Here is a 9,196-nt window from a genome sequence, read left to right as displayed (position 1 = left end):
GTGCCGGGTGCCACGCGGCGCTGCACGGCACCCGGCACGGCACGACGAGGCGTCGGCTAGCTCTTGATGCGGTTGGTGAGTTCGGTGACCTGGTTGTAGATCGAGCGCCGCTCGGCCATCAGCGAGCGGATCTTGCGGTCCGCGTGCATCACCGTGGTGTGGTCGCGGCCGCCGAACTGCGCACCGATCTTCGGCAGCGAGAGGTCGGTGAGCTCGCGGCAGAGGTACATCGCGATCTGCCGGGCCGTCACCAGCACGCGGCTGCGCGAGGATCCGCAGAGGTCGTCCACCCCCAGGCCGAAGTACGCGGCGGTCTGCTGCATGATGACCTGCGCGGTGATCTCCGGGCCGGCGTCCTCGTCCCCGCCGGGGATCAGGTCCTTGAGGACGATCCCGGCCAACTCCAGGTCCACCGGGGCCCGGTTGAGGTTGGCGAAGGCGGTGACCCGGATCAGGGCGCCCTCCAGCTCCCGGATGTTGCGGGTGATCCGGGAGGCGATGAACTCCAACACGTCGGCGGGAGCGTTGAGTTGTTCCTGGATCGCCTTCTTGCGCAGGATCGCGATCCGGGTCTCCAGCTCCGGCGGGGTGACGTCGGTGATCAGACCCCACTCGAAGCGGTTGCGCAGCCGGTCCTCCAGCGTGGTCAGCAGCTTGGGCGGCCGGTCCGAGGAGAGGACGATCTGCTTGTTCGCGTTGTGCAGGGTGTTGAAGGTGTGGAAGAACTCCTCCTGCGTGGACTCCTTGCTCGCGAGGAACTGGATGTCGTCCACGAGCAGGATGTCCATGTCCCGGTAGCGGCGGCGGAAGGTGTCCGCCTTGCCGTCCCGGATCGAGTTGATGAACTCGTTGGTGAACTCCTCCGAGGACACGTAGCGCACCCGGGTGCCCGGGAAGAGGCTGCGCGAGTAGTGCCCGATGGCGTGCAGCAGGTGGGTCTTGCCCAGCCCGGACTCGCCGTAGATGAAGAGCGGGTTGTACGCCTTGGCCGGGGCCTCGGCGACCGCCACCGCCGCCGCGTGCGCGAAGCGGTTGCTGGCGCCGATCACGAAGGTGTCGAACAGGTACTTGGGGTTCAGCCGGGCGGCCGGCTCGTCCTTGCGGGAGCCGCCGGCCGGGGGAGCGCCGGGCGGGGCGGGCACCCCGGGGACGCCGGGACGCTCGGCGGAGCGCTCCGGGGAGGCCTTCTCCGCGGGACGGCCGCCGGTGGGGCGGGTACCGCCGGCCCGGCGGCCGGCGCCGGCCCGCGGCTGCTCGTTCGGGCCGGGGCCGTAGGCGCCGCCGAAGAGGTCGCCCTGGGTGGTCGCGGGCGGGCCGGGGACGGGCCGCGGCGCCTGGCGGGGCGCGGGCTCCTCCGGGTCGCGGTAGGCGGGCGGCTGCTCCTGGTAGCCCTGCCAGCCCTGGCCGCCGCCGGGGCCGCCGTACGGGGCCTGGCGCGGGTCGTAGCCGCCGGTGTCGTAGCGGGGCCGCTCGTAGTCCTGCTCGTACGGCTGCCCCTGCCCCTGCTCGTAGGGGTGGCCCTGCTCGTACGGCTGGCCGTGTTCGTACGACTGCGGGTAGTCCTGGCCGCCGTAGTCGGGGGCGTCCTCCCCGGCCGGGCCCGGGTAGGGCTCGGCGGGGGACTGGGGGGCGGGTGCGGGGGTGGTCGGCACCGCGTTGGCGTCGACCATCACGGCGATCCGGACCGGGCGGCTGAGCTCACGGCTGAGGGCCTCGGTCAGCTGCGGCAGCAGCCGGCCCTCCAGCACCTGCTTGGCCCGCTCGTTCGGGGTCGCCAGCAGGGCGGTGTCGTGCATCATCCACATCGGCTGGGTGCGCTGCACCCACTGTTTGTCCATCTCCCCGACATCGGGGTCGTTGACCAGCCGCTCGACGACCCTGGCCCAGACCGGGACGAGGTCGCTGTTGACATCAGCCACTGGTGCACGCTTTCCAAGAACAAACCAGACAAGTTCTGCAACGGTAGTCAGCGAACAGGGCGGGATCAAGTCGTTGTCCACAGGCTGTGGGTAAGACGGGCGATCGCGGGCTGGTTTGACCCCCGCGCCCCGTCCCGCGTACCGTAACCAGGTCGAGTTGTCGATGGCCGCTGCCGCATGTCCGCGGGTCCACCCGCTCCATAAGGCGCGCAGCACGGGCGCCGTGGATTGCCTCAGACCCCAGCCGAACTGGGGCGATGGGCCGGATTTCCGAATCAGGGGAGATCACGCGGACGCACGGTGACGGCCAAGCGATTCCCCGTCATCCTACGATTCACCTCAGGAGCCCCCGAGTGAGCAAGCGCACCTTCCAGCCGAACAACCGTCGTCGCGCGAAGACCCACGGCTTCCGGCTGCGTATGCGTACCCGCGCCGGCCGTGCCATCCTGGCCGCCCGCCGTGGCAAGGGCCGCACCAGCCTGTCCGCCTGATCCGCGCCAGAGTCTGTTGTGCTGCCCTCCGAGAATCGGCTGCGGCGGCGCCAGGACTTCGCGACCGCGGTGAAACGCGGTCGTCGGGCCGGCCGGCCCCTTCTGGTCGTCCATCTCAGCAGAGACGGTGACCCGCAGGGGCAGACCGACCGGACCAGCGACTCCCGCCCGCACGTCGCCGAGGGGACTCCTTCGGCGCGTGCGGGTTTCGTCGTGAGCAAGGCCGTTGGCCCGGCGGTCGTCCGCAATCTGGTCAAGCGCCGGTTGCGTCACCTCGTTCGTGATCGTCTGTCCAGGCTGCCCGCCGGTAGCCTGATAGTGGTGCGTGCGCTGCCCCAGGCCGCGACCGCCTCGTACCAGGACCTCGAACGTGACCTGGACGCGGCACTCAAGCGGTTGCTGAGGACGGAGCCCGCCGCCACGGCGCCGACGGGAGCAGGTCGATGAAGTACCTGCTGATGGGTCTGATCAGGGTCTACCAGTGGACCATCAGCCCACTGCTCGGTCCGGTCTGCCGTTATTACCCCTCCTGCTCGCACTACGGCTACGAGGCCGTGAAGGTGCACGGGGCGGTGAAAGGCGGCGGGCTGACCGTGTGGCGCATCCTGCGCTGCAATCCGTGGACGCCCGGCGGGGTCGATCATGTCCCGCCGCGCAAGCATCCGGTGTGGCACCGGCGGTTGCGGGACCGGCTGAAGAGCCGGTCCGCCACCGGAGACCCGGTGACCGCCACCCCCGCCGGTCCGGACCCCGAGGGCCCGGCGACCATTGGTCCCGTGCGGCCAATCCACCTGTCCAAGGAGCCTGACCGGTGACCTTCTCCTTCCTGAATCCCCTGTACACAGCGGTGTCCTGGATCATCGTCCAGTTCCACTCGCTGTACAGCCACATCTTCGACCCGGACGGTGGCTGGGCCTGGGGTCTCGCCATCGCCTCGATGGTGGTCGTCATCCGGATCTGCCTGATCCCGCTCTTCGTGAAGCAGATCAAGGCGACCCGGGCCATGCAGGCGATCCAGCCGAAGATGAAGGCCATCCAGGAGCGCTACAAGAACGACCGGCAGCGCCAGTCCGAAGAGATGATGAAGCTGTACAAGGAGGCGGGTACCAACCCGTTCTCCAGCTGCCTTCCCATCATCGTGCAGGCGCCGTTCTTCACCGCTCTCTACGGCGTGCTCGCCAAGGTCGCCAAGGGCCAGGACATCGGTGTCATCCACGGTGACCTGCTGGTGAGCGCCGGCAAGGCGCACATCTTCGGCGCCCCGCTCTCCGCGACCTTCGTCGGCAGCCCCGAGACCAGCGTCAAGATCGTCACCGCCGTGATGATCATCCTGATGTCGCTGTCGCAGTTCGTCACCCAGCGCCAGCTGATGACCAAGAACGTCGACCTCACGGTGAAGACGCCGTTCATGCAGCAGCAGAAGATGCTGATGTACGTCTTCCCGATCATGTTCGCCGTGATGGGCATCAACTTCCCGGTCGGCGTCCTGGTCTACTGGCTGACCACCAACGTCTGGTCGATGGGCCAGCAGCTGATCGTCATCCACAACAACCCGACCCCGGGCAGCATGGCCTTCCAGGAGCGCCAGGAGCGCCTGAAGAAGGCCGGCCGACTGCGTCCGGACGGTACGGAGATCAAGGGCGCGCTCTGGGGCATGCTGCCCCCGTCCAAGGCGGCCGTGAGCGAGGCGGCCAGCGCCGCCGCGGTGGTCGAGGAGTCGGTGCAGGCGCGCCGCCAGCAGCCCCGTCGGCAGAGCAAGGCCCAGCGCCAGCAGGGCGGCGTCGGACAGCCGACCGTGGAGCCGGGCAAGGACGCCGCGGCCGAGGAGCCCACCGACGCGGCTCCGGCCGACACCGCCCCGGCGGACTCCCCGGCCGATGCCGGTGGCAAGCCGGCGGCCGCCAAGCAGAGCACGGCCAAGCCGGCCGGTACCAAGCAGGGCACCCGGCAGCAGCCGAAGCGCGGTGGCGGCCAGCGGCCGAAGAAGAAGTCCTGACCGGCCCCAAGCCCGTTGTGACAGCCGCGAAGAGCTTCGTTCCCGGCCCGGCAGACGGGCCCATCTCCGAAGGAGTCCATCAGTGACGGAAGGCACCACCTCCGCCGTCGAGGCCGAGACCGCCGCCAGTTCCGACGAGAGCGTCATCTCCCGTCTGGAGCAGGAGGGCGACATCGCGGCGGACTACCTGGAGGGTCTGCTCGACATCGCCGACCTCGACGGTGACATCGACATGGACGTCGAGGGCGACCGCGCCCTGGTCTCCATCGTCAGTGACGGCAACGACCGCGCGCTGCAGCGCCTGGTCGGCCAGGACGGCGAGGTGCTGGAGGCCCTCCAGGAGCTGACCCGGTTGGCTGTCCACCGGGAGACCGGCGAGCGCAGCCGCCTCATGCTGGACATTGCCGGCTTCCGGGCCCGCAAGCGCGAGGAGCTGGCGGTGCTCGGGGCCAAGGCCGCGGAGCAGGCCAAGAGCAGTGGCGAGCAGGTCAAGCTGCGGCCGATGACTCCCTTCGAGCGCAAGGTCGTCCACGACGCGGTCGCCGCGGCCGGCCTGCGCAGCGAGTCCGAGGGCGAAGAGCCCCAGCGGTTCGTGGTCGTGCTGCCGGTCTGAGGCCGACAGGTCGACGACCGGCCGCCGTGGCGGCCGGAGAGCTTCACCGGACGTGACCCCGTCCGCCTCGTGCGGGCGGGGTCGTCGTCCCTTCTGGGATGTTTCACGTGAAACAGTGCGTTGAGCGGGTCGGTGGATCCGGGGATCGGAGAGGTCGAGATGGACACGGAGAACGCGGCTGCCGGCCGGCCGGGGGCGGACGTGGACCCGGCCGCTGAGGGGCGGGCCACCGAGCTGGACCAGCTGTCCGAGGCGCCGGCCGTCGCCCGGGAGGTCTTCGGGGAACGCTACGACGCCGCGGTCCGCTACACGGAGCTGCTGGCCACCGCGGGCGTGCAGCGCGGGCTGATCGGGCCCCGCGAGGTGCCCCGGCTCTGGGACCGCCACGTGCTGAACTGCGCGGTGCTGGCCGAGCTGCTGCCCGCCGGCACCACCCTGTGCGACGTCGGCTCCGGGGCCGGCCTGCCGGGCATCCCGGTGGCGCTGGCCCGTCCGGACGTCTCGGTGACGCTGCTGGAGCCGCTGCTGCGCCGGACCACCTTCCTGGAGGAGGTCGTCCGGGAGCTGGGCCTGGACAACGTCACGGTGCTGCGCGGTCGCGCGGAGGAGATGGTCGGCAAGCTCGCGGTGGACGTGGTGACCGCCCGGGCGGTGGCGCCGCTGGACCGGCTGGCCGGCTGGGGCATGCCGCTGCTGCGCCCGCACGGACAGATGCTGGCGCTCAAGGGCGACAGCGCGGAGCAGGAGCTGGCCGAATCGCGGGCCGGTCTGGCCAGGCTGGGTGCGGTCGAGTGGAGCGTCATCGCGGTCGGCGAGGGCACCCTGGAGACCTCGACCCGGGTGATCCAGGTGAAGGCGGGGGAGAGTCCCGGCGGGGTGAAGGCGGCCACCCGGCGCGCCAAGGCGGCCCGGGCGGGTCGCACCGCGAGCGTCCGGAACGGCGAGCGCGGCCGGGGCGGGCGGCGCCGCAGCCGCTGATCCGGCGCGACGCCGAAGACGTACCGGACACGGGCGGACGGGCCTCCTGCGAGGGAGGATCGTCCGCCCGTCGTCGTTCAGGTGGCGGACGGGCCGCTGTTCCCCCCGGCGTTCGGCCGGGTGGTGCCCCCGGGACACCGGAGTGTCGCAACGTCAGATTTCCGGCATAGCGGGCATGGTGTTTCACGTGAAACGTCGCTCCTTGCTCTCGGGCATCCTCCGCCGTGACCGGGCGGCGACTGTTGCCGCTCCGGTTTCACGTGAAACACTGACCCCCATGCAGGACTCGGAGACCGTCGACCAGATCGATGACACGCCCATCGCACGGGCTGCCCAGGCTGCGGTTCAGGCGATCGGCCGAGCGGGCGAGGGACTGCCCCGGCCCGCCGCCACCCGGGTGATCGTGGTCGCCAACCAGAAGGGTGGGGTGGGCAAGACCACCACCACCGTGAACATGGCCGCCTCGCTCGCCATGCACGGCCTGCGCGTCCTGGTCGTCGACCTCGACCCGCAAGGCAACGCCTCCACGGCGCTCGGCATCGACCACCACGCCGAGGTGCCGTCCATCTACGACGTCCTGGTCGAGGGCAAGCCGCTGGCCGACGTGGTGCAGCCGGTGCACGACGTCGAGGGGCTGTTCTGCGTCCCCGCCACCATCGACCTGGCCGGCGCCGAGATCGAGCTGGTCTCCCTGGTGGCCCGGGAGAGCCGGCTCCAGCGGGCCATCGCCGCCTACGAGCAGCCGCTCGACTACATCCTGATCGACTGTCCGCCATCGCTGGGTCTGCTGACGGTCAACGCCCTGGTCGCCGGCCAGGAGGTGATGATCCCGATCCAGTGCGAGTACTACGCCCTGGAGGGCCTCGGCCAGCTGCTGCGCAACGTCGAGCTGGTGCGCGCGCACCTCAATCCCGCACTGCACGTGTCGACCATCCTGCTCACCATGTACGACGCCCGGACCAGGCTGGCCGCCCAGGTCGCCGAGGAGGTCCGGACCCACTTCCACCAAGAGGTGCTGAGCACGGCGATCCCGCGCTCGGTGCGCATCTCGGAGGCGCCCAGCTACGGGCAGACGGTGCTCACCTACGACCCGGGCTCGACCGGGGCGCTCTCCTACCTGGAGGCCGCCCGCGAGCTCGCGCTGCGTGCGGTGGGCCAGGGCGGCTCGCTGGTGGGTCAGCAGCGGGACGGCCAGCAGGGGCACGGCGCCCCGGTGGCACAGCACGGCACGACGGAGGGTCATCAGTGAGTGCTCGCAGGGTTGGTCTGGGACGAGGGCTGGAGGCGTTGATCCGCCCCGCCGCGCCGGTGGACGGCGGGGCGGAGGCGAAGCCCGCGGCAGCCGCGCCCGCACCGGCCTCGGTGACGCCGCTGCCGAGCGGCCGCGGCACGGTGGCGGCCCGGGCGGCCGCGGAGAAGCGGGCCGAGCAGGCGCAGCCGGCCGGTGCGTACTTCGCCGAGCTGCCGCTGGACGCGATCACCCCGAACCCGCGCCAGCCGCGTGAGGTCTTCGACGAGGACAAGCTGGCCGAGCTGGTCACCTCCATCAAGGAGGTCGGGCTGCTCCAGCCGATCGTGGTGCGCCAGGTCGGTGCGGACAGCTTCGAGCTGATCATGGGCGAGCGCCGCTGGCGCGCCTCCCGGGAGGCCGGGCTGGAGCGGATCCCGGCGATCGTCCGGGCCACCGAGGACGACAAGCTGCTGCTGGACGCCCTCCTGGAGAACCTGCACCGCGCCGAGCTGAACCCGGTGGAGGAGGCGGCCGCCTACGACCAGCTGCTGCGGGACTTCGCCTGCACCCACGAGGAGCTGGCCGACCGGATCGGCCGCTCCCGCACGCACGTCTCCAACACCCTGCGGCTGATGAAGCTCCCGCCGTCCGTCCAGACCCGCCTGGTGGCCGGGACGCTGATGGCTGGACACGCCCGGGCGCTGCTCGGCCTTTCGGGGCCCGAGCAGCAGGAGCGGCTGGCGGCGCGGGTCATCGCCGAGGGCCTCACGGTGCGCAACGTCGAGGAGATCGTCGTGCTGATGCGCTCGGAGGAACCGGAGGAGCCCAAGCGCCAGGCGCCGAAGGCGGGCAAGCTGAACTCCCCGGCCTTCAACGACCTGGCGAGCCGGCTGTCCGACCGCTTCGACACCCGGGTCAAGGTCGAGGTGTCGCAGCGCGGCGGGAAGCTGGGCAAGGGCAAGGTGGTGCTGGAGTTCGGCTCGGTGGAGGACCTGAACCGGATCCTGGACAGCATGGCCCCGGGTGAGGACGGTCTGCGGCTGTCGCAGGGCTGAGCCGGACCGGCCGGCCGAGGGCAACGACCCGATGGGTGCGTGTTCCACGTGAGCGCTGTTTCACGTGAAACATGCACCCTTCGGCGTTCGTGGGGGAATGCTCGACCGTGAGAGGGAGGAGGTGCGGCCATGGGACGGCGGATCGCTCCGCTGACGCTGGACAACCTCGGGGACCTGCCGAACGGCTGTCGCTCCTGCGTGTTCTGGGAGCTGGACCCGGTCAGCGCGAAGGAGGCGGTGGAAGCGGGCAAGCCGGAGCTGGAGAAGGAGGGGTGGATCTCCACGGTGCTGCTGGAGTGGGGCTCCTGCGGGCGGATCGTCTACGTGGACGACCGGCCCGCCGGGTTCGTGCTCTACGCACCGCCCGCCTACGTCCCCCGCTCGCAGTCCTTCCCGACCAGCCCGGTGTCGGCGGACGCCGTTCAGCTGATGGTCAGCCGGGTGCTGCCGGGCTACCAGCGCCAGGGCCTCGGCCGCGTGCTGGTGCAGACGGTGGCCAAGGACCTGATCGGGCGAGGGGTGCGGGCGATCGAGGCCTTCGGCTCGTCCGGGCGGGTGCCGACCAGCTGCGTGCTGCCGGCCGACCATCTGCTCGCGGTCGGCTTCAAGACCGTCCGCCCGCACCAGCGCTACCCGCGGCTGCGTCTGGAGGCGCGGACGACGCTCTCCTGGCGGGGCGATGTGGAGGGGGCGCTGGAGCGGCTGTTGGGCGGTGGGCGCAAGGAGCCCGCGCTGCGGCCGTTCTAGCGGGCGCCTCCGGAGGGCGCCTCCGTAGGGCGTCGCCGCGGGTGTCGCGAGGGGTGTTTGGAGGGCCCGGAAACGACGGCGGCGGGGGGGCCCCCCCCGGGGGGCCCCCCCCCCCGGCGGGGGGCGGCCCGCAGAACCAAATTTAAAAAGCCCCCGAGCCCCCCCC

Annotated in this window: 10 protein-coding genes; 9 read left to right on the top strand and 1 reads right to left on the bottom strand. The window is 71.3% G+C overall.

Features of this window, described 5'->3' with window-relative positions; all coding sequences use genetic code 11:
• Window positions 1-56 precede the first annotated feature (56 nt).
• The gene (dnaA, locus tag ACFVHV_RS42195; RefSeq protein ID WP_380358970.1) at window positions 57-1,919 is read right to left on the bottom strand and encodes a chromosomal replication initiator protein DnaA; all 1,863 of its coding nucleotides are present in this window, start codon (window positions 1,917-1,919) and stop codon (window positions 57-59) included.
• 353 nt (window positions 1,920-2,272) lie between these two features.
• Between dnaA and rpmH the strand changes: the two genes are divergently transcribed.
• From rpmH to ACFVHV_RS42150, 9 genes are all read left to right on the top strand, one after another.
• A complete protein-coding gene (rpmH, locus tag ACFVHV_RS42190; protein WP_030392420.1) occupies window positions 2,273-2,410 on the top strand; it encodes a 50S ribosomal protein L34 in 138 nt (45 codons plus the stop codon).
• A gap of 18 nt (window positions 2,411-2,428) precedes the next feature.
• Window positions 2,429-2,857, top strand: a complete 429-nt coding sequence (gene rnpA / locus ACFVHV_RS42185) for a ribonuclease P protein component (RefSeq protein ID WP_049655849.1) — start codon at window positions 2,429-2,431, stop codon at window positions 2,855-2,857.
• Entirely contained in the window at window positions 2,854-3,225 is a 372-nt protein-coding gene (yidD, locus tag ACFVHV_RS42180; RefSeq protein WP_359907003.1) for a membrane protein insertion efficiency factor YidD, read from the top strand. Before rnpA ends, yidD begins: the two co-directional genes overlap by 4 nt.
• Window positions 3,222-4,406: a membrane protein insertase YidC gene (yidC, locus tag ACFVHV_RS42175; RefSeq protein WP_359907006.1), complete on the top strand. Its 1,185-nt coding sequence runs from the start codon at window positions 3,222-3,224 to the stop codon at window positions 4,404-4,406. Before yidD ends, yidC begins: the two co-directional genes overlap by 4 nt.
• Before the next feature lie 82 nt (window positions 4,407-4,488).
• Window positions 4,489-5,019 carry a protein jag gene (locus ACFVHV_RS42170; RefSeq protein WP_380358967.1) on the top strand — a complete coding sequence of 177 codons (531 nt, stop codon included), beginning with the start codon at window positions 4,489-4,491 and terminating at the stop codon, window positions 5,017-5,019.
• Between the two features lie 159 nt (window positions 5,020-5,178).
• Entirely contained in the window at window positions 5,179-5,997 is an 819-nt protein-coding gene (gene rsmG / locus ACFVHV_RS42165; RefSeq protein WP_359907009.1) for a 16S rRNA (guanine(527)-N(7))-methyltransferase RsmG, read from the top strand.
• Between the two features lie 304 nt (window positions 5,998-6,301).
• Window positions 6,302-7,246, top strand: coding sequence for a ParA family protein (locus ACFVHV_RS42160; RefSeq protein ID WP_359907026.1), 945 nt, complete (start codon window positions 6,302-6,304; stop codon window positions 7,244-7,246).
• Window positions 7,243-8,283 carry a ParB/RepB/Spo0J family partition protein gene (locus ACFVHV_RS42155; protein WP_359907012.1) on the top strand — a complete coding sequence of 347 codons (1,041 nt, stop codon included), beginning with the start codon at window positions 7,243-7,245 and terminating at the stop codon, window positions 8,281-8,283. Before ACFVHV_RS42160 ends, ACFVHV_RS42155 begins: the two co-directional genes overlap by 4 nt.
• A 129-nt stretch (window positions 8,284-8,412) precedes the next feature.
• Entirely contained in the window at window positions 8,413-9,030 is a 618-nt protein-coding gene (locus tag ACFVHV_RS42150; protein WP_359907015.1) for a GNAT family N-acetyltransferase, read from the top strand.
• The last annotated feature ends 166 nt before the right edge of the window (window positions 9,031-9,196 follow it).

Origin of the sequence: Kitasatospora sp. NPDC127116, assembly GCF_042677365.1 — a bacterium.
GTDB classification, from domain to species: Bacteria; Actinomycetota; Actinomycetes; order Streptomycetales; family Streptomycetaceae; genus Kitasatospora; species Kitasatospora lactacystinica.
This window is presented reverse-complemented; position numbering and strand designations above follow the sequence as displayed.

Excerpts from the sequence above, each read along its gene's own strand:
- yidD (WP_359907003.1), top strand. The coding sequence starts at position 2,854 with ATGAAGTACCTGCTGATGGGTCTGATCAGGGTCTACCAGTGGACCATC.
- rsmG (WP_359907009.1), top strand. The coding sequence starts at position 5,179 with ATGGACACGGAGAACGCGGCTGCCGGCCGGCCGGGGGCGGACGTGGAC.
- ACFVHV_RS42150 (WP_359907015.1), top strand. The coding sequence starts at position 8,413 with ATGGGACGGCGGATCGCTCCGCTGACGCTGGACAACCTCGGGGACCTG.